General features: G+C 62.8%; 20 protein-coding genes. 17 read left to right on the top strand and 3 right to left on the bottom strand.

What is annotated here, in order from left to right; all coding sequences use genetic code 11:
- Positions 1-65: 65 nt before the first annotated feature.
- A complete protein-coding gene (locus E8L22_RS12305) occupies positions 66-422 on the top strand; it encodes a YtxH domain-containing protein (protein ID WP_136513218.1) in 357 nt (118 codons plus the stop codon).
- Positions 423-525: 103 nt separating this feature from the next.
- On the opposite strand, the gene E8L22_RS12300 is transcribed toward E8L22_RS12305, so the two are convergent.
- Both E8L22_RS12300 and E8L22_RS12295 read right to left on the bottom strand, forming a co-directional pair.
- Complete coding sequence (locus E8L22_RS12300) at positions 526-1,419, bottom strand: phosphoribosylaminoimidazolesuccinocarboxamide synthase (RefSeq protein ID WP_129128275.1); 894 nt, start codon at positions 1,417-1,419, stop codon at positions 526-528.
- 112 nt (positions 1,420-1,531) lie between these two features.
- Complete coding sequence (locus tag E8L22_RS12295; RefSeq protein WP_136525454.1) at positions 1,532-3,109, bottom strand: peptidylprolyl isomerase; 1,578 nt, start codon at positions 3,107-3,109, stop codon at positions 1,532-1,534.
- Positions 3,110-3,349: 240 nt separating this feature from the next.
- Here E8L22_RS12295 and E8L22_RS12290 point away from each other — a divergent pair, with 240 nt between their 5' ends.
- Genes E8L22_RS12290 through E8L22_RS12265 form a run of 6 tightly spaced genes read left to right on the top strand, consistent with a single transcriptional unit; the run spans position 3,350 to position 9,599 of the window.
- Positions 3,350-4,393, top strand: coding sequence for a rod shape-determining protein (locus E8L22_RS12290; protein WP_129128273.1), 1,044 nt, complete (start codon positions 3,350-3,352; stop codon positions 4,391-4,393).
- A gap of 44 nt (positions 4,394-4,437) precedes the next feature.
- Positions 4,438-5,451 (top strand): glycosyltransferase family 2 protein, encoded by a 1,014-nt coding sequence (locus E8L22_RS12285; RefSeq protein ID WP_136525453.1) that lies wholly within the window; start codon positions 4,438-4,440, stop codon positions 5,449-5,451.
- 36 nt (positions 5,452-5,487) lie between these two features.
- Positions 5,488-6,057 (top strand): D-sedoheptulose 7-phosphate isomerase, encoded by a 570-nt coding sequence (gene gmhA, locus E8L22_RS12280; protein WP_136525452.1) that lies wholly within the window; start codon positions 5,488-5,490, stop codon positions 6,055-6,057.
- 33 nt (positions 6,058-6,090) lie between these two features.
- Positions 6,091-6,675, top strand: a complete 585-nt coding sequence (gmhB, locus tag E8L22_RS12275) for a D-glycero-beta-D-manno-heptose 1,7-bisphosphate 7-phosphatase (RefSeq protein WP_136525451.1) — start codon at positions 6,091-6,093, stop codon at positions 6,673-6,675.
- Between the two features lie 18 nt (positions 6,676-6,693).
- Positions 6,694-8,841: a hypothetical protein gene (locus E8L22_RS12270; RefSeq protein ID WP_136525450.1), complete on the top strand. Its 2,148-nt coding sequence runs from the start codon at positions 6,694-6,696 to the stop codon at positions 8,839-8,841.
- The gene (locus E8L22_RS12265; protein ID WP_136525449.1) at positions 8,838-9,599 is read left to right on the top strand and encodes a TSUP family transporter; all 762 of its coding nucleotides are present in this window, start codon (positions 8,838-8,840) and stop codon (positions 9,597-9,599) included. Before E8L22_RS12270 ends, E8L22_RS12265 begins: the two co-directional genes overlap by 4 nt.
- A 65-nt stretch (positions 9,600-9,664) precedes the next feature.
- Here the strand turns inward: E8L22_RS12265 and E8L22_RS12260 are convergent, their stop codons facing one another.
- Positions 9,665-10,333: a hypothetical protein gene (locus E8L22_RS12260; RefSeq protein ID WP_136525448.1), complete on the bottom strand. Its 669-nt coding sequence runs from the start codon at positions 10,331-10,333 to the stop codon at positions 9,665-9,667.
- 170 nt (positions 10,334-10,503) lie between these two features.
- Here E8L22_RS12260 and E8L22_RS12255 point away from each other — a divergent pair, with 170 nt between their 5' ends.
- The 10 genes from E8L22_RS12255 (at position 10,504) to E8L22_RS12210 (ending at position 25,848) form a co-directional block, all read left to right on the top strand.
- Positions 10,504-10,704, top strand: a complete 201-nt coding sequence (locus tag E8L22_RS12255) for a SlyX family protein (protein ID WP_136525447.1) — start codon at positions 10,504-10,506, stop codon at positions 10,702-10,704.
- 17 nt (positions 10,705-10,721) lie between these two features.
- Positions 10,722-11,672: an aldo/keto reductase gene (locus E8L22_RS12250; protein WP_136525446.1), complete on the top strand. Its 951-nt coding sequence runs from the start codon at positions 10,722-10,724 to the stop codon at positions 11,670-11,672.
- 20 nt (positions 11,673-11,692) lie between these two features.
- A complete protein-coding gene (locus E8L22_RS12245) occupies positions 11,693-12,580 on the top strand; it encodes a glycyl-radical enzyme activating protein (protein ID WP_136525445.1) in 888 nt (295 codons plus the stop codon).
- Positions 12,581-14,941 (top strand): trans-4-hydroxy-L-proline dehydratase, encoded by a 2,361-nt coding sequence (hypD, locus tag E8L22_RS12240; RefSeq protein WP_136525444.1) that lies wholly within the window; start codon positions 12,581-12,583, stop codon positions 14,939-14,941.
- Positions 14,942-14,965: 24 nt separating this feature from the next.
- Positions 14,966-15,181: a DUF1653 domain-containing protein gene (locus tag E8L22_RS12235; RefSeq protein WP_136525443.1), complete on the top strand. Its 216-nt coding sequence runs from the start codon at positions 14,966-14,968 to the stop codon at positions 15,179-15,181.
- 358 nt (positions 15,182-15,539) lie between these two features.
- Positions 15,540-16,370: a CheR family methyltransferase gene (locus tag E8L22_RS12230; protein WP_136525442.1), complete on the top strand. Its 831-nt coding sequence runs from the start codon at positions 15,540-15,542 to the stop codon at positions 16,368-16,370.
- Positions 16,370-17,503: an NrtA/SsuA/CpmA family ABC transporter substrate-binding protein gene (locus E8L22_RS12225; protein ID WP_136525441.1), complete on the top strand. Its 1,134-nt coding sequence runs from the start codon at positions 16,370-16,372 to the stop codon at positions 17,501-17,503. Before E8L22_RS12230 ends, E8L22_RS12225 begins: the two co-directional genes overlap by 1 nt.
- Positions 17,500-21,615, top strand: a complete 4,116-nt coding sequence (locus E8L22_RS12220) for a response regulator (protein WP_136525440.1) — start codon at positions 17,500-17,502, stop codon at positions 21,613-21,615. Before E8L22_RS12225 ends, E8L22_RS12220 begins: the two co-directional genes overlap by 4 nt.
- Positions 21,594-23,597 carry a response regulator gene (locus E8L22_RS12215; protein WP_246044629.1) on the top strand — a complete coding sequence of 668 codons (2,004 nt, stop codon included), beginning with the start codon at positions 21,594-21,596 and terminating at the stop codon, positions 23,595-23,597. Before E8L22_RS12220 ends, E8L22_RS12215 begins: the two co-directional genes overlap by 22 nt.
- Before the next feature lie 424 nt (positions 23,598-24,021).
- Positions 24,022-25,848, top strand: a complete 1,827-nt coding sequence (locus E8L22_RS12210; RefSeq protein WP_136525439.1) for a chitobiase/beta-hexosaminidase C-terminal domain-containing protein — start codon at positions 24,022-24,024, stop codon at positions 25,846-25,848.
- Positions 25,849-26,083: the final 235 nt, after the last annotated feature.

Below are 26,083 nucleotides of genomic sequence, written 5' to 3'. Positions count from 1 at the left end.
GCCTAACCATCGGGTAGTATATGGATGTTCCCTTGAACAACAAAACACCCAAAGGAGGAGGGGCCATGGCCGATCGGGATAACAAGGTGATGGTTGGAGCGCTCATGCTCTTGGCAGGCGGCATCATCGGCGCGGGGGTCGCGCTTTTGTACGCGCCGCAAAGCGGCCAGAAAACCCGCAAGGACATCTCCCGCTACGCGAAGAAGGCGCGGCGCAAAGGGGAGGAGGCGCTGGAGGCGGTTGAGGATTTCACCGAGCAGGTGACCGATATGGCCGAGGCGATGGGCGATCGCGCGGCAGAGATCCTCGACCGCGGCAAGGACATGGCCTACGGCGCCAAGAAGAACCTTCTGAAAGCCCTGGAGGACGGGGAGGCGCGTCTTACCAAGGAGAGGGCACGCCTGGCGAAGATGATCGGGTAGAAGGCAAAGGCAGGACGCAAAGAGCGGCATCCAAAGGAAAAGGCCCCGCATCGGAAACGATGTCGGGGCCTTTTTTTATCCAAAGCCGGTCCAGGTCGGTAGGCTAGGGCGCCTTCATCCCGGTCAGCTTTACCAGCGCTTCCATGTACTTCTCACCGGTCTTCTGAACGATCTCGGCGGGAAGCGGCGGGGCAGGGGCGGTCTTGCCCCAGTCCAGGGTCTCAAGGTAGTCCCTCAGGAACTGCTTGTCGAAGGATGGCTGCGGGCCGCCCGGCTTGTAGCTCTCCTTCGGCCAGAAGCGGCTGGAGTCCGGCGTCATGCACTCGTCGATGATGATCAGCTCGCCGTCGTAGATGCCGTACTCGAACTTGGTGTCGGCGATGATGATCCCTTTCTCGTCGGCCAGGTCGCGCGCCTTCTCGTAGATCTTGAGCGTCACGTCGCGCACCTTCTCGGAGATCTCTTTCCCGCAGATGTTGCACATCTCTTCGAAGGAGATGTTCTCGTCGTGGGTGCCGAGCTCGGCCTTGGTGGAGGGGGTGAAGATCGGCTGCGGCAGGCGGTCGCTTTCCTTAAGCCCCTCGGGGAGCTTGATGCCGCAGATGGAGCCGGTCTTTTGGTAGTCCTTCCAGCCGGAACCGGAGATGTAGCCGCGCACGATGCACTCGGCGGCCAAAGGCTTCGCCTTCTTCACCCACATGGAGCGGCCTTTCAAGGTCTCGGCATAGGGCTGGCACTCCTTCGGGAAATCGGCCACATCGGTGGAGATGATGTGGTTCTTGATGATGCCTTCCATTTGGCGGAACCAGTAGGCGGAGATCTGGGTCAGCACGTAACCCTTGTTGGGGATCCCTTCGTTCATGATGACGTCGAACGCGGAGATCCTGTCGGTGGTGACGATGAGCAGCGTCTCCCCGAGGTCGTAGATGTCGCGCACCTTCCCGCGTGCGGCAAGCTTCAGGCCGGGGAAGTCAGTGTTGAGTACCGGTGTAGTCATTGGTGCATTCTCCTTTTATGGTTCGCCTTGAGCGTGAAAAGTGAAAGGTGAAGAGTGCACCTTGCACCCTCCACCTCACACTTGAAAGCTGTTGACGCTTCCTCTTGACCCGTTAGTCCTGCAGCACAAGCGGGTTGATGTCGATCTTGGCCTTGTCACGCAGCCCCTTCACCCACTTCTCGAGCACCTCCTGCTGCTTCTTCGGAAGGAGGGCGGCCTTGATGCCGGGGGCCTTGGCGGCGAGGTCGGCAAGAGGCGCCTCGGTGCGGGACTTGAGGCTCACCGCGTACCAGCGGTCACCGACCTTGAAGGGCTGCTTCGCCGCCTGGTTCGGAGCGGTGAGCGTGAAGGCGGCTTCCATGAGCTCCGGCGAGGTGCCGATGGTCGGCACGGCGCCGGTCGCGGCGTAGCCGAAGCTGCCGGTGGACTTGGCGGCGCCGCCCTTGGCGAGCTGCTGCAGCGCCTCTTCGGCCTTCTTCTTGGCGAGCTCGGCCGCTTTTGCCTCGACCGCTTTCGCCTCGACTGCCGACTTGATCTGCGCCAGCGGGGGGACGGCAGCCGGTTTCTTGTCCAGTACCTTGATGAGGTAGATCCCTTTCGCGGTCTCCACCGGGCCACCCAGTTCACCCTGCTTGATGGCGAAGGAGCGGGCGATCACTTCGTTTTCGCCGGCAAGTGCTGCCGCCGGGGCCTTGGCGGTGAAGAGCGCGGTCTTCTCCACCTTGCTGCCGAGGGCCGCTGCCGCGGCGTTGATATCGCCGGTAGTTTTGAATTTATTCGCCGCCTCGGCCGCTTTCTCGTATGCCTCTTTGGCCGCTTTCTGCTTCTGGGCGTCCGCGGTGGCCTGATCCTTCACCTCGGAGAAGGGGAGGATGCCGCCCTTACCCTGGTAGCGGTCGATGTTCTTCTGGTAGTAGGTCTGCGCCTCTTCGGGGGTGACGGTCGCCTTGCCTGCTGCCTGGGCCGGGTTTACCAAGGTGTAGGCCACGGAGACCTGCTCCGGGGTCTTGAACTCGTTCTGGTGATCCTGCAGGTAGGTGGTGAGCTCTTGGTCGGTCAGCTTGATGCCACCTTTGACGTCGGCAGGGGAGAAGGAGACGTAGGCGAGGTCGACCTTGTCGTTTTGTTTCTTGAAGGCGTCCTTCACTTCGGCGTCGGTAACCGTGGCACCCATCTTCACCTTGTTGCGCGCCTTCGCAAGCAGCATCTCCTGCTCCTGGGCCTCCTCGAATTCCTTCGGGGTGAGCCGGTTCGCCTTGAGGGTCTGCTGGTAGAGGTTGAAGTCGAAAGCGCCGTTGTTCTGGAAGGCGGGGATCTTGGCGATCTCGGCCGCGACCTCGTCCTTGTTTACCTTCACGCCCATTTTCTTCGCTTCGTCGAAGATGAGCACGTTGTCGATAAGGGTGTCGATGGTGAGCTTCTTGATCCCCATCTGTTTTTCCATCTCGGGGGTGAGGGTCTTCCCGTAGATCTGCTCATAGAGGCCGCGGGTGCGGTAGTAACTCTTCTGGAACTCGTCCAGGCTGATCTTCGTGCCGTTGACGGACGCCGCATAACTTTTGCCGCCACGCTGACCGTCGCCACCTTTGCCCCAGACCAGGAAGATGGTTCCTATGAAAGAGAGAACGATGACAACAAAGACGATCTTGATGACGATCGACTGCTTATACTTCCTCATTACGCCTAGCATTCGGGTTCGGCTCCTTTGCACACAAAATTGACGCCATTAGATTAGTTCAAGAGACGCGAATGATAATATAATTTAATCGCAAAAGCAACGGTAGAATGAAGCGGTATACGTCCAATGTTTCAGCGCCCTGTCAGCCAGTAGACGGGTTTTCTTTCTTGCAAGGGTGTGTAGCTTTTGCTATATTTCCACCTTTGCCGGGTCGGTCCCGGCTACCGCGCCAATTCAAAAGGAGTTCCCAGGATGCTCAAGATTTTCGATGCCCTTTTCGGCATGTTTTCTAACGACCTCGCCATCGACCTCGGCACGGCCAACACCCTCGTTTACTTGAAGGGTAAGGGGATCGTAGTGCGCGAACCGTCCGTGGTTGCGGTCCAGAAGATGCCAAGCGGCCAGCAGAAGGTGCTTGCCGTAGGGATGGAGGCAAAGAAGATGTTGGGGCGTACCCCCGGCACCATCACGGCCATCAGGCCGATGAAGGACGGGGTCATCGCCGACTTCGACATCACAGAAGAGATGCTGCGTTACTTCATTCATAAGGTGCACAACAGGAAAACCCTGGTGCGCCCGAGGATCGTCATCTGCGTCCCCTCCGGCATCACCCAGGTGGAGAAGCGCGCCGTCAAGGAGAGCGCCGAGTCCGCCGGTGCCCGCGAGGTGTACCTGATCGAGGAGCCGATGGCGGCCGCGATCGGTGCGGGGCTCCCGATCACCGAGGCGTCCGGCAACATGATTGTCGATATCGGGGGGGGCACCACCGAGGTGGCCGTGATCTCACTGGCCGGCATCGTCTACACGAAGAGCGTCCGCGTAGGCGGCGATAAGATGGACGAGGCGATCGTCCAGTACATCAAGCGCAAGTACAACCTCTTAATCGGCGACCGTATGGCCGAGCTGATCAAGATCGAGATCGGCGAGGCATACCCGGGGACCCAACTTTTGCACATGGAGGTCAAGGGGCGCGACCTCGTCTCCGGCATCCCCAAGACCACCGAGATCGACTCCAACGAGATCCGCGAGGCCCTCTCCGAGCCGGTCACCGCCATCGTGGACGCGGTGCGCAACTGCCTCGAGCGGACCCCGCCCGAGCTTGCGGCCGACCTCGTCGACAAGGGGATCGTGCTGGCCGGCGGTGGCGCTCTGTTGAGAAATCTGGACGTCCTTTTGCGCGAAGAAACCGGTCTGCCGGTGGTCACCGCCGAAGACCCGCTTTCCTGCGTCGTGCTCGGCTCCGGCAAGGTGCTCGACGAGCTCGCACTGCTTCGCAACGTCGCCGTCAGTTCCTAGGCCGGATCGCGCTCAAATCCGCCGTTTCTACCAGAGGGATTTTCATGACCGACGCTATCGTAGACGTCATCATACCCGTTTGGAACCGGCCCGAAGAGACTCGAAACTGCCTGGTCAACCTGATCAACCACACACCGAACGCCCGCTTCATCATCGTGGATTGCGGCTCAGAGCGCGACACCGAGAGGATGTTGCAGGAGTTTGCCGACGCTCTGGACGACCGCGCCCTTTTGATGCGCGACGACAGCAACATCGGGTTCGTGCGTGCCGCAAACCGCGGTTTTGAGAGTTCCGAGGCGCCGTTTCTGGCCCTGATGCGCAGCACCAGCATAGTAAAAAAGGGATGGTTCGAACCGCTTTTGCAGTTCGCCCACACCCATGCCGATGCAGGGATAATGCTTCCCTGTCTTGACCCGGGTGATCCCTGCGACCTTCCGCGCGAGGTGGTCAGCGGTTCATTCGCCGCCATGGCCGTGCGCCGCGAGCTCTACCGCAAGATCGGAGGGTTCGACGAGGGGATGGACGGAGGAGCCTGGTGTCTTAAGGACTTCACCATGCGTGCCTGCGCCGAAGGGTTCCGCACCGTGCAGGTCCCCGGTCCCACCGTGAGCCACTATGACGAGGCGCCGCTTGGTTCCCTGCAGCGCCGCCACGAGACCCTGTTGCGGAGCATCTCCCTTTTCAAGGAGCGCTGGGGGGAGGGGGGCAACTTCCTCGTCTACGTCCCTAAGGGGGTCGAGGCTTCGCTTCTCGAGCAGAAGCTCGAACTCCTGGTGGAGGGGGCCCGGCACGGCGACTGCTACACGGTGCTCCTTCCTTTCGCGCTGCACCAGCAGGTCCGGCAGCAGGGGCTTGCCGCGCTGCATGAAAGCGTGAAACTGGTGCCTCTTCCGCGCATCGCACTGGACGGCATGAAGCGCCGCCTTTACGAGAAGCTCCTCGCCGCTTCCCCCGGCACGAAACCGGTGATCGCCGTAGACGGACTTGCCTTGCCGTGGAGCGAGCAGTACCTGTCGTTTTCACAGCTTGCCGAGCGGATCAAATCGCGCGCCCACTAGAGGCCGCTTGTCAGCACACAAAAAGTCGGAGGGATGATGAAAGACGAGATCAGGGCCCAGCTCCAGGCCCACAACCAGGTCATGACGGCGCTCGAAAGGGACCTTACTCCCGCCATAGAGAGCGCCGTTTCCCTTTTGACTGAGGCTTTGAAGGATGGGCGCAAGCTCATCGTCATGGGCAACGGCGGCTCCGCTGCGGATGCCCAGCATTTCGTCGCCGAGATAGTCGGGCGTTTCAAGCTCGAGCGCCGCGCGCTTCCCGCCATAGCCCTCAGCACCGACACCTCGATCCTCACCGCGGTCGGCAACGACTACGGCTTCGAACAGATCTTCGCCCGTCAGGTCGAGGCGCATGCGCGTCCAGGGGACGTCGTCGTCGGCATTTCCACGAGCGGCAATTCACCGAACGTGCAGATCGCCCTTGAGGCTGCGCACCGCCTTGGGTGCCGGACCGTGGCGCTTCTGGGCAAGGATGGCGGCAGCATCAAGACGGTCGCCGAACTCTCCCTGATCGTCCCAAGCAACGACACGCCCCGCATCCAGGAGGGGCACATCACCATGATCCACATCATCTGCGACCTCGTTGAGCGCGGGTTGTTTCTTTAAAAGGCGGCTGACGAGCCGGAAGGGCCGGGCATCATGGGCAAGCATCGGGCGGTTTTTCTCGACAGGGACGGGACCATCAACGAAGAGGTGCAGTATCTAAGCCGTGTGGAGGATTTCCGCCTCATCCCGGGGGTCCCCTATGCGCTGCAGCGCCTGAAAGACGCCGGCTTTCTCCTGGTCGTCGTCACGAACCAGTCCGGCATCGGACGCGGGCTCTACGACGAGGCGGCGCTGCACGCGATCCACGACAAGATGCACGAGGAACTCGGCAGCTTTGGCATCACCATCGAGGCATGCTACTTCTGCCCGCATCACCCCGAACATGCGCTCGGCGACTACCGCGTTGACTGCAGTTGCCGAAAGCCCCTCCCGGGTATGCTGCAGCAGGCCGCGCTCGACCTGGATATCGACCTCTCAAGCTCCTACATGATCGGGGACAAGCTGGGAGACATCGAGGCCGGGCTTAACGCCGGGTGCACCTCCCTCATGGTGCAGACAGGGTACGGCGCCGCAGACTCCGCCAGGCTCCCGGACGGGGTGCTCGCTTACCCGGGCCTGCAGGAAGCGGTCGAGGCGATCTACGAGCGGGAGGGGAAGGGGAAACGCCCCGGGCGCTAAAGGCAAAGGGGCCTCACCATGAAGCCGTTCCAGCAGATCTTTCCCGGCGCCCAGGCGCCTGCCATGACCCTGGATGTCGCGCACAAAAGCGGCCGGATCCCACAGGGGAAATACACCTTTCTGGAGTGTTTCTGCACGCGACCCGCGTGCGACTGCCGCCGTGTCGTGCTCCTGGTGATCGACGCGAAGATGCGGCACAGAGCGCAGATTCACCTATCCCTCGACGACGAGGGTCCCTTCAGCGGTCCGCACCTCGATCCCGTAAGCTACCAGGCCCCCTACGCAGACGAACTCCTCGACTTCTGCGTCCATTCCCTTAACTCCTGTCCCGACTGGTTCGAAAGCCTGCAACGGCACTACGGCGAGGTGCGCGAACTCGTCGACGGCAGACCCTACTGCGGGAAGCCTTTCCCGCTCCCCGGCCAACTTTTCTTCCGCGCCATGCCGTCGCCTGACCTGGAGAGCTCGCTAAGGGAGTCCCTCAGGCATGACGGCAGGCTCTGCGGTTCTCGTGTGCGTCCGGACGCGGGGAGGGCGCTTAACGGGATCGAGCGGCTCGTGGAACTATCCCTCCAGGCGGGGGCGGATGCATCGGTGGGCGTCAACATCGCCCTGCGCGAGGAACTGCACCGACACCTGCTGGCGAACCCGGCTGCGTGTGAGGATCTGGCGGCACTTCTTGCCGGCCTTTCCGGTGCCCCCGATGAGGTCCAGGAGTGTGCCGCAGCGCTGAGGCTCTTGCGGCATACCCTCGATTTCTACATCGTCGAGGCTCAAGGGGGGCTCCCAGGGGCCAGGCTGCAGATGCAAAGGCTGCAAAGGGCGCTTTTGTCGCGCGTTTTTTACGAAGACGCCCCGGCGGCGCTGCAGCGCGATGTGATCGCCGTTCTCGCTGAGGCGCGCGTGACGCTCATACCGGAACTGGAGCGCATGATATCAGGCGACGCTTTCCCGCAAGATGTGGGGGAGCCGTTTCTCCCCGGCGTGATGAAGCGCTTCACCGCGTCCGGTCTGGTTTCGCCTTTCGATGGCGCCGACGAGATACTCGGGCTTTTCACCTTAAGCGACGCCGAGATGCTCCCCGGTCTTGTCTGGGAGATGCTAAGCGCGGACACTCCGCTTCTGCGCGACATCGCCGCGCTCTTTCTTTACAACGGGGACACGGAGTTGTCGCGGGGCGTTGCCCGCATGCTGGCGGCGGTCGAGGGGGGGAGCATCACGCCCGAGACGCTCAGCCGCCTCATCGTCACGCGCAACTGGTTCGACGACCCTGTGCGCGGCTTTGTCGACGAGGTCATCGGCAATGCCCGCAAGGCGCGGGTTGCCTGCGCCCACATGCCGACACCCTCGGAGGTGAGCGTCCTTGCCGGTCCCCTCGACGGTGCCGGAAACCAGCTCTTTTACGCCGTGGCTGTCGACTCGGGCGGTCATGCAGGGTGCACCGTTTCGCTGCGGGAAGGCGGAGGGGTGGCCGAATGCACGGTGACCAGGCTCTCTTCGAGGACCGAAGTGGACGCCTTCCTTGCCGCCGCCCGAAACCGCGGCTGCTGTATCGACTCGAGCCTCGACTACCTCGATCTGCGCATCGCACACGCCCTGGCGCAGGGGAACGAGCAGGGGAGGGCGCCCGGGCACTGGCTGGTCCGGTTGGCAGAGATCCTCGGGTGCAACCGCTGGAAGGCGGCGCCGCTGGACGCCGGACGCGAACTTGAAGCGATGCTTGAGGAAATAGCTGAGAACACCCCGCCCTTCCTGGAGCCGGCCGAACAGGTCGCCTCGCTTGAAGAGTCCGGTGAGTGGTGCCGCTACCGAGCCCTCTTCGGCGGGTGGAAGGAAGAGGGGAGCGCGGTGACGCGCGTGGTCGGCGGCACGCCCCCCGACGGCAGTAGAAACGTGACAGCCGTCATCGAGCGGCTGTGCGATCAGTTACTGGAGCAGAAACGTCAAACCCTGGTGGACCGGCTGGTTTTGCAGGCGCTCTGGCTTAAATCCTCGCCGCAGGCGCCCATCGTCTGGCAGCGGATGTACCACGTGGCGCAGGCCATGGCCGACCCATCGATAGCACTGAAGGAGATTCCCTTGGCAGTATCCGTAGCAAAGCAGACCTTGAAGGCTTACCAGTCACGCACCGCGTCGCGCGACGGCGCAGAGGGGGACCCGGCATGATCGAGCTCTCCCCGATCCTTTTCCCCATTCTTTTTCTCACCGGCGCGGTTGCCGGACTGATCGACTCCATCGCCGGAGGAGGCGGGCTGATCACCATTCCGGTGCTTCTCGGCCTGGGACTTCCCCCGCAGACGGCACTCGGGACTAACAAGCTGCAGGCGTCCTTTGGTTCCTGCAGCGCCATGTTCCACTTCGTCCGGGCGGGAACGGTCAACCTGCGCGACGCGCTTCCCGGCGTCATCTGGACCGCCGTGGGTGCCATCCTTGGCTCCTACACGGTGCAGCAGATCGACCCCGGATTTCTGAAGAAGTGCATCCCGTTCCTGCTTCTCGCGATTCTCTGCTACACCATCTTCACGCCGAGGCTCGGCGCCGAAGAGGTGCACCCGCGCCTGCCGCGCCGGCTCTTCTACGGCATTGCAGGCCTGGGGCTGGGCTTCTACGACGGCTTCCTCGGACCGGGCACCGGCTCGTTCTGGGTGATCGCCATCATGCTGGGTCTCGGCTTCGACATGCGCAAGGGGACCGGGTACACCAAGCTCTTCAACTTCGTGAGCAACATCGTCTCGCTGGTGGTGTTCGTGGCTGGGGGGCACGTGCTTTTGGGGGCGGGGCTTCTCATGGGGGCGGGGCAGGCGGCGGGGGCCAGGGTCGGTGCGAAGCTCGTGATCCACAAGGGGACCAGGTTCGTCAGGCCGGTGTTCATCTGCTCGGTGCTTGCGGTGACGGCGAAGCTTTTTTGGGACAGCTACCGGTAAGGGGAGGGGCGGCTCAGCAGGTGCCGGTCCCCCCTTTTCGCAGGATGGGGCAGGGCATCTCCCCGCTAGATCTCGCGCACGGTGCCCGCTTCGGCTTCGCTCTCCAGGTCACGGGCGTTCAGCTCCTGCTCCAGATGATCGAGCATCTCACCTACTTGCTGCACAAACGCTGCGGGGGCCACTTCGCAGGCCCTGAGCGCCGACTCCAGCCGCTTCGCCGCGGACACCGCGGCCTTCAACGGCACCAACGGGTTCGGCTCCTCGCGCAACGCGGACACCTCCTTGAACTTTTTCAGCACGGTGGGATGACTCTTCTCGTCCTCCACCACGCGCTTTCTCAAGTCGCCGTACTCTTCCTCGGAAAACCCCTTCTCTTCCTTTGCCTGACGCAACAGATCGATGGACCGATAGTCGGGGAGGGGACGCAACTCCTCACGCTGCTGCAATAACTGCGGCTCTTCTTTCTCCATGAACCGGTACGCCATGGTGAGCTTCTCTGCGGTGCCGCGCTTGATGCGGATCTCCTGCACGCAGTACTCCTCAAAGCTGCCGTAGCCCCACTCGCGGAAGCGCGCCCGCTTGCTCACGTCGAGCAGCTTCTCGCCAAGCTCCACCCAGGACGACTTGAACCGCTTCGCCTTGTCCAGTACCTCGTAACGGTCCGTTCCGGGCTCCAGATGCTGCATTATCGTTTCGATGTGCTTCTCGCTGCTCGATTTCGGCGTATCCGACATGTCTCTTCCTCCGTCTCCCGGCGCTCCGGCCTCCGGGACAGGGACCGAAATTATCAGAATCCGTCCTGTTTTTGAAGTTTTTTGTCTTGGCTATGGAAATGAATCAGGTTAAACTTTGCCGGTCCGTGACGCTTTGCCCGGACGGTGACCGCTACTGAAGGAGAAATACTATGGAACAGCGTCTGACCGACATGGAGATGCTGATCATGCATCAAGGTCACGTGATCGATCAACTGAACGAGGTAGTGACCGGGCACCAGACCCTTATCGATCAGCTCACCAAGGAACTCAAGATCATCAAGGAGCACCTGCGCGGCATGAGCTCGCAGACGAGGCTCCCCTCCGAAGAAGAGCCACCCCCGCATTACTGATCAGGAGCAGGAGACGCATGAAGAAAGTAGCGCTTGGCAGTACCGGTCTGAGCATCAACCCTCTCGTTTTCGGCACGCTTCCCCTCGGCCCCTTGCAGGCCTCCCTCTCTCCTGACGAGGGTGGACGCCTGATCCGCTACGCCCTCGAGCGCGGCGTGAACCTCCTCGACACCGCCGAGCTGTACCAGACCTACCCGCACATCCGCCGCGCCATCGACGGCTACACGGGCGAGGTCTTCATCGCCTCGAAAACGCACGCCAACACGGCTGAGGGGGCACGCGCCCACGTGGAGCGCGCCCTCAACGAGTTGGGTCTCGAACGCCTCGACATCGTGCACCTGCACGGCGCGCGGGTCGCCGATCCCTTCGTCGAGCGTCCGGATGTGATCGAGACCCTGGTGCGCATGAAGGAGGAGGGAAAGATCGCCCACGTAGGTCTCTCCTCTCACTTCGTCGCCGCCATAAAAAAGTCCGTGTCGCATCCCGAGATCGAAGTAGTGCACCCCCTGATCAACCGCACCGGCATGGGGATCATTGACGGGTCCCAGGAAGAGATGGCCGAGGCGATCGCCGCGTGCTCCGCCGCGGGGAAGGGGGTCTACGCCATGAAGGCGCTCGCCGGCGGAAACCTCATCTCGACCGCGCGGGAGAGCCTCCGTTTCGTGCTGAACCTCAAAGGGGTGCACGGCATCGCGCTCGGCATGCTCTCCGAGGCCGAGATCGACGGCAACCTCGCCCTTTTCCACGAGGGGCGCGCGGACGAGGAGCTCTGGAGCACCCTCGAGGGGAGGCGGCGCAAGCTCACCATCATGGAGGCCTTCTGCAAGGGGTGCGGCGCCTGCGTCCCGGCCTGCACCAACAACGCGCTCGCCATGGTGGACGGCAAGGCCCGGGTCGACGACGAGGCCTGCATCCTGTGCGGCTACTGCGGGGCGGCCTGTCCCGAGTTCATGATCCGGGTGGTTTAGTCGGGGGACGCGGCCAAGCTATGAGCAGTGGTGTGATCTTCAACCTGCAGCGCTACTCGCTGCACGACGGGCCCGGTATCCGGACCACGGTCTTCCTCAAAGGGTGTCCCGCCCGCTGCTGGTGGTGCCATAACCCGGAGAGCCACGCCGCCACGCCCGAAATCGCCTGTTCCCAGAACCGCTGCATCTCCTGCGACGCCTGCCTGCTTGCGTGCCACGAGGGGCTCAGACCGCGTAACGCCTGCAGCAACTGCGGGGCCTGCGCCGAGGCCTGCCCGACCGGTGCCCGCGAGGTTATCGGCAGGGAAACGACGGTTGCCGACGTGCTGCGAGAGGTCCTTAAGGACCGCATGTTCTTCGAAGACTCAGGCGGCGGCGTCACCTTCTCCGGAGGTGAGCCCCTCTGCCAGCCCGCCTTTTTAAAGGAACTCCTCTCCAGATGCCGCGCCCACGGCATCCATACCGCCGTGGACACCGCAGCGCTCTGCCCGACCGAACCTCTCATCGATCTTGCCCCGCTCGTGGATCTCTTCCTCTTCGATCTGAAATGCGCCGACAATGGCCTGCATCTGCGGGGGACCGGTACCGGCAACGCCGCCATCCTGGCTAACCTGGAGGCGCTTGGACGGGTGCATCAAAACATCTGGATCAGGATCCCGGTGGTGCCCGGTTTCAACGACAGCGTTCAGGAGATGGAGGCGTTGGCGGAGCTTGCGGCAGGGGCGGCGGGGGTACGCCAGGTCTGGCTCCTCCCATATCACGGCAGCTGGTCGGCGAAACCGGCGCGACTTGGTAAAAAGGCACCGAAAGAGGCTGCGACGGCGCAGGCGCCCGCCGCGGAAACGATGGAGCATTTCGCCCTGCTCTTTAAAAACAGGGGCCTGGATATACAGATAGGAGGGGTATAGATGACCGGAAGAACCGAACGTTTGCGTGAGGAAAGTCTCGCCGCCGAGCCGGCCATTTCCGCCGAGCGCGCGCTGCTCATCACCGAGTTTTACCGCGAGAACGAGGGGCGCTGGTCCGTCCCGGTCATGCGCGCGAAGTCCTTCTATCACCTCTGCGAGAAGAAGACGATCTACATAGGAGAGGGCGAGCTGGTGGTCGGGGAGAGGGGGGCGGCGCCGAAGCTCGTCTCGACCTATCCGGAGCTCACCTGCCACTCGCTTGAAGATTTGCGCATCCTCGATTCCCGGGAGAAGACCTGGTACCGGGTCGACGACGCGTGCCTGAAGATCTACCAGGAGACCGTGATCCCCTACTGGGAAGGGAGGTCGCTGCGCGAGAAGATCTTCGCCGCACTCCCCAAGGAGTGGCACGAGGCGTACCGCCACGGCATCTTCACCGAATTCATGGAGCAGCGCGCCCCGGGGCACACGGTGCTCGACGACAAGATCTACCGCAAGGGGCTCCTCGATTTCAAGAAGGAGATCGCGCAGGCGATCGACGCCCTCGACTTCGCCGCCGACCCCGATGCCTGGGCGCGACGCGAGCAGCTAGTAGCGATGGATATCTCGTGCGACGCGGTCATCCTCTTCGCGGAGCGCCACGCGAAGCTCGCCGAGACCATGGCCGCGGCAACCAGCGACACCGCGCGCAAACAGGAGCTTTTGAGGATCGCGGCCAACTGCCGCTGGGTCCCCGCGCACGCGCCGACCGACTACTGGGAGGCGCTGCAGTCCTACTGGTTCTGCCACCTGGCCGTCATCACCGAGTTGAACGGGTGGGACGCCTTCAGCCCGGGGCACCTGGACCAGCACCTGAATCCCTTCTACCGGCAAGGGCTCGAAAGCGGGGCGCTCTCCGAAGCGAGCGCGCGCGAGCTCATGGAGTGCTTCTTCGTCAAGTTCAACAACCACCCGTCCCCCCCGAAGGTGGGCGTGACCGCCGCGGAAAGCGGCACCTATACCGATTTCGCCAACATCAACCTGGGTGGGCTTCTTCCCGACGGCTCCGACGGCTCCAACGAGGTCTCCCATCTCATCCTCGACGTGATCGACGAGATGCACCTTTTGCAGCCTTCGAGCAACGTGCAGCTCTCGCGCAAGTCCCCGGACGCCTTCTTGAAGCACACCCTGAAGGTGGTGCGTAACGGCTACGGATTCCCCTCCATCTTCAACGCCGACGCCGTGGTCGAGGAACAGCTGCGCCAGGGAAAGACCCTCGTCGACGCCCGCGCCGGCGGCTGCAGCGGCTGCGTCGAGGTGGGGGCCTTCGGCAAGGAGGCCTACATCCTCACCGGTTATTTCAACCTCGTGAAGATGCTGGAGCTTGCCCTGCACGACGGCGTCGATCCGATGACCGGCAGGCAGCTTGGCCCGCAAACGGGGAGGGCGGAGAGCTTCGAAAGCTTCGAGGTGCTCTTCGAGGCGTTTCGCGCCCAGCTCTCCCACTTCATCGACATAAAGATCCGGGGCAACCGGCTCATCGAGATGATCTACGCCTCCGCCATGCCCGCACCGTTCCTCTCCGTCCTCACCGACGACTGCATCAGTCGCGGCGTCGACTACAACGCGGGGGGCGCACGCTACAACAACAGCTTCATCCAGGGGGTCGGGATCGGCAGCATCACCGACGCGCTCTCCGCGATAAAGGAGCAGGTATTCGAGCGGAAGGCGCTCCCCCTTGCCGAACTCGTGGTAGAGCTCGACGCTGACTTCGCCGGACAGGAGCCTTTGCGCCAGCGGCTTTGGAACAAGACCCGCAAGTACGGCAACGACGACGACTACGCCGACGACCTCATGCGTCTTGTCTTCGACGCCTTCTTCGACGTGGTGGACGGCAGGCCCAACACTAAAAACGGCGTCTACAGGATCGAGATGCTCCCGACCACCTGCCATGTCTATTTCGGCTCGGTGGTCGGTGCCACCCCGGACGGGCGCAGGCGCGGCGCACCGCTCTCCGAAGGGATTTCGCCGGTGCAGGGGGCGGACCGCAACGGCCCGACCGCGGTGATCCGTTCCGCCGGCAAGATGGACCACATCAGAAGCGGAGGTACGCTCCTGAACCTCAAGTTCTCGCCGACGCTTCTTTTCGACGCGAACGGCCTCGACGGCGTCGCAGCTCTCGTGCGGAGCTACTTCAGGATGGACGGCCATCACGTCCAGTTCAACGTGGTGCATGTAGAGACCCTGAAGCGCGCGCAGGCGAATCCGTCCGAGCACCGCGACCTCATCGTGCGCGTCGCGGGGTACAGCGACTATTTCTGCGATCTCTCAAGCGAACTGCAGAACGAGATCATCGCCCGAACCGAACACGCTTCGTTCTAGACTATGGAAAAGTGAGGACGCGACATGCCTGTCGAACCCGGCCGCTACCGGCACTACAAGGGAAACTACTACGAAGTCATAGGAACCGCGCGGCACAGTGAGACCGATGAACCTATGGTGGTGTACCGCCCGCTCTACGGCGAGGGTGGGCTTTGGGTGCGTCCGGAAGCGATGTTTCTGGAACAAGTCGAGGTCGATGGCGTGCTCCAGCCACGCTTCAGCCGCTCCCTTTCCGACTAGACCTGCACGCGAAATTCGGGGCCGCCTTCGAGCAGGGGACGGCCTGCTTCATTTCCCCACCTTATGCTCTCAGTACACCGCATGTATCCGAAAATATACATACTTTGCGGATTGTCTGCAGTATCAATTCTCGTTGACTTTACTTCCTAAAAAGGTGTAAGTGAAGATCGCTTTTACTTACACCTCAAGTAACAGTTTTTCCTACCGAAACGTAAGAAGGGGACGGCCTGTCAGGGCGTTTTTACTCTTCTTCGTTACCGCTGTAAAAGATAGCCGGAACGAAGTTGCCCATTGATTCCATGTAATCCTCGGAACGTGCCGGTCTGCCGACACGTTTCTGCAGCCTCTGGAGGCCTGATTGCGTGAGACGGTAGCTGAGATTATCCAGTTTTTGACGCTTCATTTCGGTGAGGACTTCCGGTCCTATGCACAGGGGCTCGTGGAAAGAAGGATCCTTGAGCGGACCGCCCAACTCCGGCTTTCCGATGCCGCGGCTTACCTGGACCTATTGCGGAGCGACCCAGAGGAGCCGTGTCGTCTCGTCCGCATGCTGCGCATCCGGTTCAGCAGCTTCTTTCGCGACCCGTTGCAGTTCGAACTTCTTCGTTCCCACGTGATCCCTCCCATGCTGCTGCAGGGGAACGGGTACTTCCGGGCCTGGTCCGCGGCGTGTGCCGGCGGCGAGGAAGCCTGTACCCTGGCGATCATCATCGACGAAACCGCCAAGCTCCTGGATCATCAGGTGAAGGTGCAGATCTTCGCCACCGACATCGCGGAGGACGCGCTGGAAGAGGGGCGCCGTGGACGCTACGCGGCGGGGAGCCTTGGGGGAGTGCCGCTGCAGCGGTTGAATACTTACTTCACTCCTGACGGGGGTGGCTACCGGATCGATCCGTCCATCCTCTCCATGGTTACCTATTCGCGGCACGATCTCCTCGATCCGCACACCTATGCACCGCCCGAATCCCTGTTCGGTGGGTTCGACCTCATCGCCTGCCGCAATTTCCTGATGTACCTCGATCCGGAGGGATACTTGAAGGTTTTCGACAACCTCTTCCGAGCCCTGAACCAGGGAGGGGTATTGATGCTCGGGAAGGCGGAAACGGTGCCTGATCGGTATCTTCAGCACCTGGATCGCATCTTCGACTGCGGCAACCTCTACCGCAAGAAGCAGACCGGGAGGAGCTGATGCAGAGTTTGTTTCGTCGTCTCCTGATCACCCTTTTCATCGCATTGTCTCTCTTTGGTTGCTCCTCCAAGGAGGAGGGTGCCCCCTCCGGGCAAGAGCGGAAGGCAGCCGCAACGTATCAGGGATACCGCTTCGGCGGCGACGCCGTCATGGACTTGGGCTCGCAACCGATCACCCTGCCGGAAGCTGCCGTTGCCGAGCTTTTGTCACGCGACATGACGCTCGAGGAGCGGCTCGCCATGGCCGGTATGGAGCTAAGGGTGCACCCCTTCTTCAAGGGAAAGGACATCGCAGGTTACCTCGCGACCAGACAGCTCGACGGCGGCATCTTCGCCGACATGCCGACCTTGACGGCCCTTGCCACCGGTAATTTCGTGGTAGTCGCCCAGCTCAAGCAGGGCTTTGCCTCCATCATCTCGAAACGTCCGATGCTCGTGCGCGACCTAAAGGGGCGACGCGTCGCCACCGGCGTAGGTTCAGCTGCACATTTCGCCCTTTTGAGCGCTCTTGAGAGCGAAGGGCTCTCCGAGCGCGACATAAAGCTCGTCCCGATGGAGGTCAGCGAGATGGCGCAGGCGCTCGACAACGAAAGCATCGACGCCTTCAGCGCCTGGGAACCGACGCCCACCATCACCCTGGCCCAACATCCGGAATGGCACTTGATCAACAAGGGGATCAGCTACGGCTTTCTCTGCCTGCGCCGCGAGTTCGTGGCACAGCACCCCGAGCAGGTGCGTGAGCTCGCGGCCTCGGTAGCGCGCGCCTGCATGTGGATGCGCCTGCCCGGGCACCTCGACCAGGTTTCCGGGTGGACCATCTCCACGGCGGAGCGGTTCCAGGGGGGGGCTCTGCCGCTCACCGCTCCCCAGGTAAACGGCCTCGTACGCAACGATCTGCTCAACATCCCGGCCGCCCCGCGCATATCCCCCGCCCTTCTCAGCGAAGAGGGGCTGCTCTACAGAAAGTTTCTCTTCCTGAAACAGGCGGGGAAGATCCCTCAGTCGACCCCCTGGTCCAGGGTGCGCGACTCCTTTGACAATGAAATGCTGCGCAAGGTGATGGCCGATGGGGAGCGTTTCGCCCTGCAGAGGTTTGATTACCGCAGCTCTGATCCATCGGATGGTGCCAAATGAAAAAAACGTTCTTCCCCACCCTGAGGGGGCGCCTCGCCTTCTGGTTCACGACCCTCTGTCTGGTGCCACTTGCTATGATCACCACCCTGATCTACGTGCAGCGCGTGCGGCTTGCCACCTCGCTCATGCTCGACAAGCTGGCGGCCGTCACCGCGCTGCGCCAGGACCAGATCAACTCGGTCCTCGACAACCTGATCGTCGACGTCACCACGGTGAGCTCCGGGAGAACGGTACAGGTCGCAGCCCGTGCGCTGCTAGCCGAGCGGAATGCCCTTGGCGATAGCGCCCGGGATAGTTTTCCCCTCTTGCGCGGCTACCAGGGTGGATACGAGCCGGTGTCCGACATTTCCATCGTGGCCGAGGACGGGACCATCCTTTTAAGTACCGATGCAGAACGGCGCGGCCAGCGCATAGCGAGACCCGAGATCGCCGCTGCAGCATTGCACGACGCGACCCCCATCATCGGCGAGGCGTACGTTTTCGGCAGCGAGGCGAGTGCAAGCCTCGACCTCGCCGCACCGATCAAGGGGGAAGGGGTCCCGGTAAAGGCGGTCGTCGTGGTGCGCTACAACCTGCGCAAACTTCTTTCCGTCATCACCGAGAACCGTACCGGCATGGGGCAAAGCGGCGAAGTCGTGCTGGTGAACCGCGACGCCCAGCCCCTGGTCGGGCTGCGCTCCCTCCCGGACTCCGTCTTGAAGGTCCGGCTCAAGGGGAAACCGGCCCTCATGGCGGCCGCAGGGCAAAGCGGCATCGCACGCACCACGGATTACCGCGGCGTCGACGTCCTATCCGCCTATGCCCACATCCCGCGCACCGGTTGGGGGCTCGTCTGCAAGCAGGATTCCACCGACATCTACACGCCCATCAAGCGGATGTTGTACCTCACCTACGGGCTGAGCGTCTTGATAGGCATCCTCGTCTTTTTCTTCGCATGGCGGCTCGCCATGGGGATCAGCGCGCCGCTCGTGAAGCTTTCCGACGCGGCCGGCGAGATCCAGGGTGGAGATTACGCCGTGCGGATAGAGCCGGAAGGGACCCTGGAGCAGGTCGCCCTTGCCGGTGCCTTCAACAACATGGCCGGGACGCTGCAGCTTAAGATGGCCGCTCAGGACGCCATGCTGCGTCTGTCGGAACGTCTGGTGGATGCCGCTTCCTTGGACGAATTTTTCCAGCGCCTTCTCCCGGTTTTCTGCGAGATCACCGGGGCGAAGCTGGCGGCGGCCTTCGTGAAGGACGCCGAAGCGGACCACTTCGTGCCCGCCTGCGCCATCGGCGCCGACTGTGCCAGAATGCGCCGCTACAGCCGCGCAGGGCTCGAGGGGGAACTCGGCATCCTGCTCGCTTCCCGGCGCATCACCCGTTACGCCCCCGAACCGGACGGCTCGTCCCTGCGCCTGCTCGCTCCTTTCGGCGAGATCGTCCCTGCCGAGATCGTGACCATCCCGGTCGAGGTGGACGGCGAACTCTGCGCCTTCATCTCCCTTGCCTGCGACAAGCCCTTCGCCTCGTGGGTGCATGAAACCCTTGAGATGGTGCTCATGCCCCTTGGCTCCGCCTACGCCCGCATCCTTGCCGAAGAGGACGTGCACCGCCTCGCCTCGGAGCTTGCCGTCAAGAACGCCGAGCTCACCCAGCAGTCGGAGGAACTGGTGCAGCAGTCGACGGAGCTCGCCCAGCAGTCCGACGAGCTCGCCCGCAGAAACCGCGTACTGGACCAGCAAAAGCAGCTCCTCGAAGAGGCAACGCGGCTTAAGAGCGAATTCCTCTCGAACATGAGCCACGAACTGCGCACCCCGCTCAACTCGGTGCTGGCGCTCACCCGCGTCCTTGCGGTCCAGGGGGGGGAGCGGCTCACCTCGGACGAGAAGGGATATCTGTCCATCATCGAGAAAAACGGCAAGCACCTCCTCTCGCTCATAAACGACATCCTCGATCTGGCGAAGATCGAGTCGGGGCGCCAGGACCTCTACCTCGAGGCAGTGGCGCCCGAGCGGATCGCCGCCGAGGTGGTCGACGGGCTCGCCGTCTTGGCCGGCGAAAAGGAGATAGCGCTCGAGCTCCGTGCGCCCGAGCCCGTTCCCCCCATGGTCGTCGATGTGAAGAAGCTCCGCCAGATGCTGCAAAACCTCGTGGGGAACGCCGTCAAGTTCACGCAGCACGGCTCGGTCACCCTGCGGCTCATGCCGCTTGAGGGTGAGCTCCTTTTCGAGGTAGAGGACACCGGGATCGGCATCGCGCCGCAGTACCTGGACAGCATCTTCCACGAGTTCCGCCAGGCCGACGGCTCCACCTCCCGCTCCTACGAGGGGACCGGGCTCGGCCTTGCCATCGTCAAGAAGACGGCGCGCCTTCTCGGGGGCGACGTGAGTGTTACGAGCGAGCTGGGGCGGGGATCGCTCTTCATCCTGCGCCTGCCGCTTGACTGCAGCCGCGCGGCAGGTCCGGCCCAAAGCGCGCTGGTCGCACCTGCGCAGGCTCCGCCGCACCAGGTGCCGGGACGTCCCATCCTGGTGGTCGACGATGACCCCGAGGCGGTATCGCTCATAGCCGGACACCTGGCCCAGGCGGGGTTCGAGACGCTGACCGCGCTGAACGGCCCCGACGCGCTGAGGCTTGCGCTGGCAAGGCATCCTTTCGCCATCACCCTCGACATCATGATGCCCGATATGGACGGGTGGGAGGTGATGCGGGAACTCAAGGAGCATCCCGAGACGGCGGACATCCCGGTGGTGATCATCTCGCTCTCCGAGGACCGGGAAACCGGCGTTGCCCTCGGTGCCGTCGGGGTGATCGCCAAGCCCGTAGGGAAGGAACAGCTCATGGAGACCTTCGCGCGGCTTGCCGGCGCCGGGTGCCGCCTTGTGCTCGTCGTCGACGACAGCGAGTTTGACCGGTACTTCATCGCCTCCATGTTCAAGGAGCAGGGGCTCGACGTGCTCATGGCCGAGAACGGGCCGGAGGCTCTCGAGCTCGCCGCTGCCGACTACCCCGATCTGATCACCCTTGACCTGCTCATGCCCGGTATGGACGGCGCGGCGGTCCTCGACCGGTTGCGGTCGAACGAGAGCACCGCCGACATCCCGGTGGTGGTGATCACCTCGAAGGAGCTCTCGGCCGTCGAGCTGCAGCGCCTCTCCTCCGGGGTGAGCGCGGTCCTGTCCAAAAACGCCCTCGACCGCGAGGTCGTGCTCGAAGAGCTGGTGAAGACACTGACGCGGCTTGGCTGGCAACTTCCCGAGCGGCGCGGGCCGAAGGGGGCGCGCATCCTCATCGTCGAGGACAGCGAGGCGGCCACCATCCAGCTCCGCTTCGCGCTCGAATCGGCCGGTTTCTGCGTCGACGCGGTCTCCGGTGGGAGGCACGCGCTTACCTACCTGAAGACCCACGTTCCCGACGGGATCATCCTCGACATCATGATGCCGGAGGTGGACGGTTTCGAGGTGCTGGAGGCGGTACGCTCCTCGAGCCTCACCAAAGAGGTTCCCGTGCTCGTGATGACGGCGAAGACCCTTTCTCCCGGGGAGCATGACCGGCTGCGCGAGCTCGCCGTGCGCCACCTCGTGCAAAAAGGGGACGTCGAACTGCAGGAGCTCTTGCGCCGGGTCTACGAGATGCTGGGTGCGGTGACGCTCTTTCGGGGGGAGGCTGCAACGCTTTCTCTTCCGGCCGTCCCCGCCGAGGCGTGCTGGGTTGGAGACGGCTCGCTGCTCGTGATCGAGGACAACCATGACAACCTGACCACCCTGAAGGCGGTGCTCGGCACCGGGTACCGTATCATCGAGGCGGTGGATGGCGCCGCCGGGGTCGAAGCCGCGAGACGGTCGCTTCCGTCGCTCATCCTGCTCGACATGCATCTGCCAGTGCTGGACGGCTTCCAGGTGCTGCAGCGCCTGAAAAGGGATCCGGCAACGGCCGCCATCCCGGTCGTGGCGCTTACCGCCAGCGCCATGGCGGGAGACCGTGAAAGGGCCCTTGCCGCCGGGTGCGCGGGGTATCTCTCCAAGCCGTATCAGCCCGAGGAACTGCAGGAACTCGTGGCGCGTTACCTGGCGCCCGCCCAGCTCACCGCGCCCGAGCAGGCAGCACCATGCGAGGAACTGCCCACATGAAGCTCCTCGCCATCGACGACAACCACGACAACCTGCTCACCCTCGGAGCGCTCCTGAAGATATTCCTTCCGGAGGCGAGTCTCATCACCTCGCAGTCGGCCCAGGACGGGATCCGCCGGGCGCGCATGGAGGGGCCTGACGCCATCCTGCTCGACATACAGATGCCGGGTATGGACGGTTTCGAGGCGACCAGGCGCCTTAAGTCGATACCTTCCACCCAGCACATCCCGGTGATCCTCGTAACGGCGCATAGAAGCGATTCCGCCTGCCGCGTCAAGGGGCTCGAATGCGGCGCCGACGCCTTCCTCTCGAAACCTATCGACGAGGCGGAGCTCGTTGCCCAGATCAAGGCGATGGTGCGCATCAAGCGCAGCGAGGATGCCGTGCGCCTGGAACGCGATTCGCTCGAGGCGCTTGTGGCGCAGCGCACCGGCGAGCTTTTGCTCGCAAACCAGGAACTCAAGGAGAACCTGGAGCGGCTTGCGCAAAGCGAGGCGCGCTACTCCCGCGCCGTACGGGGCACGAGCGACGGTCTGTGGGACTGGGACCTGAAAAGCGGCGACTACTACTATTCGCCGCGCTGGAAGGAGCTTTTAGGCTTTGCCGACGACGAGCTCGTAAACGAGGCGGATACCTTCTTTTCGCGGCTGCACCCGGATGAAGTCGCGCGGGTGCAGGATGCCCTCGACGCGCACTTTTCCGGGCGTTCACCCTTCGACCTCGAGCTCAGGCTCAGGACCAGGGAAGAGCTCTACCTGAAGGTACGCTGCCGCGGACAGGCGGAGTGGAACACCGAGGGGGAGGCCGTGCGCCTCTCCGGAGCGATCACCGACATCACCGAGCGGCAGGAGATGGAGGAGCAACTGCGCCAGTCCCAGAAGATGGAGGCGGTGGGGCAGCTGGCCGGCGGGGTCGCCCATGATTTCAACAACGTCCTCACCGTCATTGCCGGTTATGCGAACATCCTCAAGATGGACCTGCCGGACGACAGCCAACATCTGGAACTGGTCGAGCAGATCGCGGTGGCGAGCGAGCGCGCCGCGCAGCTTACCCGCGGGCTTCTTGCCTTCAGCCGCAAGCAGGCCATGGCGCCGCAGCAGACCGATGTCGGCGAGATCGTCCACAGGGTCGAGCAGTTCCTCGTACGGGTTATCGGAGAGGACATCCAGCTAAAGACCGAGCTGCTTCCGGAGCGGCTCCCGGTCTTCGTCGATCTCGGCCAGATCGAACAGGTACTGGTCAACCTGGCCGCCAACGCGCGCGACGCGATGCCCCGCGGGGGGACCTTCACCATCGCCACCGGCCTCCAGGAAGCCGGCGCGGGGCCTGCGGGGGCTTCGGGGGCGCACGCCGTCATCATCGTCTCCGATACCGGAAAGGGGATGGACGAGGAGACGCGCAACAGGATCTTCGAGCCATTCTTCACCACGAAGGAGGTAGGGAAGGGGACCGGGCTCGGCATGGCCATCGTCTACGGCATCATCCAGCAGCACAAGGGGAGCATCCGCGTAAGCAGCACCCCAGGGCACGGGACGACATTCACCATCGAGATCCCCCTTGTCGCGCTGGAGGCCTCCCTCGGCCAGGACCAGGTAGCGCAGCTTGAGCCTCCGAGCGGTACGGAGACCATCCTCGTCGCCGAGGACGACCCGAGCGTGCGCAACCTGGTGGAAATGGTGCTGACCAAGCACGGCTACCAGGTGATCCTCGCGGACGACGGACAGGAGGTCGTCGACCGTTTCGCCATGCACCAGAAAGGCATCGGCCTCGTACTGATGGACATCATCATGCCGCGCAAAAACGGCATCGACGCCTTCGACGAGATCAGGAAGGTGCGCCCCGACGCGAAGGTGCTGTTCACTTCGGGTTACACGGCGGACTTCATCCAGAGTCGCGGCATGCAGGAGGGGGGCGAGCTGATCATGAAACCGGTGCAGCCGTTGGAGCTGCTGCGCAGGGTGCGGGAGGTGCTCGAGCGTTAAATCACCCAGCCGGATAAGCCCTGCTAACATTAAAATTATTTTTTCTTATTTTTTTTCACCCTCTAATCCCATCCCTTTCTCCTCTGCCCGCCATCATTAATTTTCCTACAACTCTTTGAATCTAGGGCCATTACCCCAGCTATGCAGGCGCCTTGCGGCGTCTTTTTTTATTCAATTTTCTGAATAATACGATTTTGATGTGGAACGGTTGCTGCTGAATTAGGGTAAACCGCCTAGTGGGAGTTTTCCGGTTTTCCTACAAGCTGGTGCTACGCGCTCATTAAAAGCGCGAAATCACGGAGGTTTGACGGGTATGGTCCCACCCGGTAAAACCTGGCGGTGGCAAGGGACTATTCTAAAGCTGAGTGGTATACCCCAATGGCTGGGTGTTTTCCCTCAGCATCACCCAAAGGAGGTAGTAAAGATGAGAAAGTTGTTCGCAGCACTCACCTGCCTCGCCATGCTCCTGGCACTCTCCGTGCCGGCAGCCCTGGCAGGTAGACCGGTGGCCGACAAGACCGCGCCGACCACCACCGCTTCACCGCTGGGCGGCACCTTCACCAGCGCCGTTACCGTGACCCTCTCGGTCAACGAGGCGGCCACCACGTACTACACGACGGACGGCTCCACCCCGACGACCGGCTCCACCGTGTACGGCGCGCCGCTCACCTTCAGCGCCACCACCACGCTGAAGTACTTCTCCAAGGATACCGCCGGTAACCTGGAAACGGTGAAGTCGCAGACCTACACCATCTCCGGTGGTGGCACCACCACTCACTCCACGCTGACCTGGAGCGGGTACTCCATGTGCTCCACCTGCCACACGAGCCAGGCCCAGGCGATGTACCAGGGCGTGCACTACCAGTGGAAAGGCTCCGCGGCGGAGATGACCACCGGCCCGACCACCCAGGGGAAGATGGACGCCACCGACGGCTCCTCCGCACTGAACGCCTACTGCATCAACATCCAGGGCAACTGGGGCCCCTGCGGCGCCTGCCACGCGGGTACCGGTGCGAAACCGGTCGCGACCAACAACCCGAGTGCCGCGCAGCTTGCCTCCATCGACTGCCTCATGTGCCATGCCGACGCCACCAACGCTCCCTACAGCCGCGTGCGTAACGCAACCACCGGCCTCTTCGAGCCGGCAGCCGGTCTCGACATGAACCTCGTGGTCCAGAAGGCCGGCCAGAAGCCGACCCGCAAGAACTGCCTCGGCTGCCACGCGAAGGCTGGCGGCGGCGACGCCGTGAAGCGCGGCGACATCGCGCTTGCCTCCGGCACCACCTCCGACGTCCTTTACGACACCCACATGGCGATGGGCAACGGCGGCAACATCCAGTGCCAGGGGTGCCACACCTTCACCGGGCACCGTGTAGCCGGTCGCGGCTCCGACCTCAGGCCCGAAGACAGCACCCTCGAGGTGTCCTGCTCCACGAGCGCCTGCCACCCGACCAAGACCACCGCAACCGGCCACGTAACTGCCGCGGTGAACGACCACATCTCCCGCATCGCCTGCCAGACCTGCCATATCAACAAGTACGCGAAAAACGCGAACGACACCGCCAACACCGAGGCGACCGAGACGAACCGCAACTGGCAGGTGGCCGAGTGGAACGCGACCCTGAACCGCTACGAGCCGATGCCGACCAAGGCAAATGACCTGATCCCCAGGTACGCCTTCTGGAACGGCACCTCCTGGGGTAACAACGCCCTGAACGCCGCCGTGCTCGATGCAGCCACCAACGCGTACCAGATCTCCCGCCCGGTCGGCGCCATCACCGACCCCGCAGGGACCAAGCTTTATCCCTTCAAGTACAAAACCGCCAACCAGGCCCTTGCCAACGGTAAGGTGGTCACCCTCTCCACCGCCACCTTCTTCGCCACCGGCAACTACGACCAGGCGGTTAAAGACGGCATGGTGTACATGGGTCTTCCGAGCACCACCGCCTACAGCACCGTCACCACCGACGAGCTGCAGGTGTTGAACCACCAGGTACCGCCCGCAACCGGCAACGTCCTTGCCTGCGCCGCGTGCCACCCGAACGCTTCTGCCACCCAGCTCAAGCTGATCACCAACATGGGCTACTCCCTTAAGGCCGCCCAGTCCGTGGTCTGCATCCAGTGCCACACGCTGAAGGCCTACTCCGGCGACTACGTCTCCTTCCACGGTCGTCATGTTGACACCCGCGGCAACGACTGCTCCTGGTGCCACACCTTCTCCCGTCCGGAGAAGGGGCTGAAACTTCCCTAGCAGCAACCAAACCAGCGGGGGCGATCGAAAGATCGCCCCCGTTTTTGTGCTCGCCCTTTAGTTTCTTCCCAAGCCGTCGCCGTCGTATGACCCGAGATACATCCGCAGCTTTGAATAATTAGATTTTCTGTTGGAATGATTAGTGCTGTTTAACTTGGCGTGTTGAGGTTCTTGCCATTCAATGTTTCGTTTTTCGTACGGGTAGGAGGGGGATCCCCACGTTATCACGAGTTTT

Origin of the sequence: Geomonas ferrireducens (assembly GCF_004917065.1) — a bacterium.
Taxonomy (GTDB): domain Bacteria; phylum Desulfobacterota; class Desulfuromonadia; order Geobacterales; family Geobacteraceae; genus Geomonas; species Geomonas ferrireducens.
This window is presented reverse-complemented; position numbering and strand designations above follow the sequence as displayed.

Coding starts and splice junctions, on each gene's coding strand:
- E8L22_RS12290 (WP_129128273.1), top strand. CDS start 3,350: ATGCTCAAGATTTTCGATGCCCTTTTCGGCATGTTTTCTAACGACCTC.
- E8L22_RS12210 (WP_136525439.1), top strand. CDS start 24,022: ATGAGAAAGTTGTTCGCAGCACTCACCTGCCTCGCCATGCTCCTGGCA.
- E8L22_RS12255 (WP_136525447.1), top strand. CDS start 10,504: ATGGAACAGCGTCTGACCGACATGGAGATGCTGATCATGCATCAAGGT.
- gmhB (WP_136525451.1), top strand. CDS start 6,091: ATGGGCAAGCATCGGGCGGTTTTTCTCGACAGGGACGGGACCATCAAC.
- E8L22_RS12245 (WP_136525445.1), top strand. CDS start 11,693: ATGAGCAGTGGTGTGATCTTCAACCTGCAGCGCTACTCGCTGCACGAC.
- E8L22_RS12220 (WP_136525440.1), top strand. CDS start 17,500: ATGAAAAAAACGTTCTTCCCCACCCTGAGGGGGCGCCTCGCCTTCTGG.
- E8L22_RS12305 (WP_136513218.1), top strand. CDS start 66: ATGGCCGATCGGGATAACAAGGTGATGGTTGGAGCGCTCATGCTCTTG.
- E8L22_RS12265 (WP_136525449.1), top strand. CDS start 8,838: ATGATCGAGCTCTCCCCGATCCTTTTCCCCATTCTTTTTCTCACCGGC.
- hypD (WP_136525444.1), top strand. CDS start 12,581: ATGACCGGAAGAACCGAACGTTTGCGTGAGGAAAGTCTCGCCGCCGAG.
- E8L22_RS12285 (WP_136525453.1), top strand. CDS start 4,438: ATGACCGACGCTATCGTAGACGTCATCATACCCGTTTGGAACCGGCCC.
- E8L22_RS12300 (WP_129128275.1), bottom strand. CDS start 1,419: ATGACTACACCGGTACTCAACACTGACTTCCCCGGCCTGAAGCTTGCC.
- E8L22_RS12235 (WP_136525443.1), top strand. CDS start 14,966: ATGCCTGTCGAACCCGGCCGCTACCGGCACTACAAGGGAAACTACTAC.
- E8L22_RS12260 (WP_136525448.1), bottom strand. CDS start 10,333: ATGTCGGATACGCCGAAATCGAGCAGCGAGAAGCACATCGAAACGATA.
- E8L22_RS12270 (WP_136525450.1), top strand. CDS start 6,694: ATGAAGCCGTTCCAGCAGATCTTTCCCGGCGCCCAGGCGCCTGCCATG.
- E8L22_RS12295 (WP_136525454.1), bottom strand. CDS start 3,109: ATGCTAGGCGTAATGAGGAAGTATAAGCAGTCGATCGTCATCAAGATC.
- E8L22_RS12250 (WP_136525446.1), top strand. CDS start 10,722: ATGAAGAAAGTAGCGCTTGGCAGTACCGGTCTGAGCATCAACCCTCTC.
- gmhA (WP_136525452.1), top strand. CDS start 5,488: ATGAAAGACGAGATCAGGGCCCAGCTCCAGGCCCACAACCAGGTCATG.
- E8L22_RS12215 (WP_246044629.1), top strand. CDS start 21,594: ATGCGAGGAACTGCCCACATGAAGCTCCTCGCCATCGACGACAACCAC.
- E8L22_RS12225 (WP_136525441.1), top strand. CDS start 16,370: ATGCAGAGTTTGTTTCGTCGTCTCCTGATCACCCTTTTCATCGCATTG.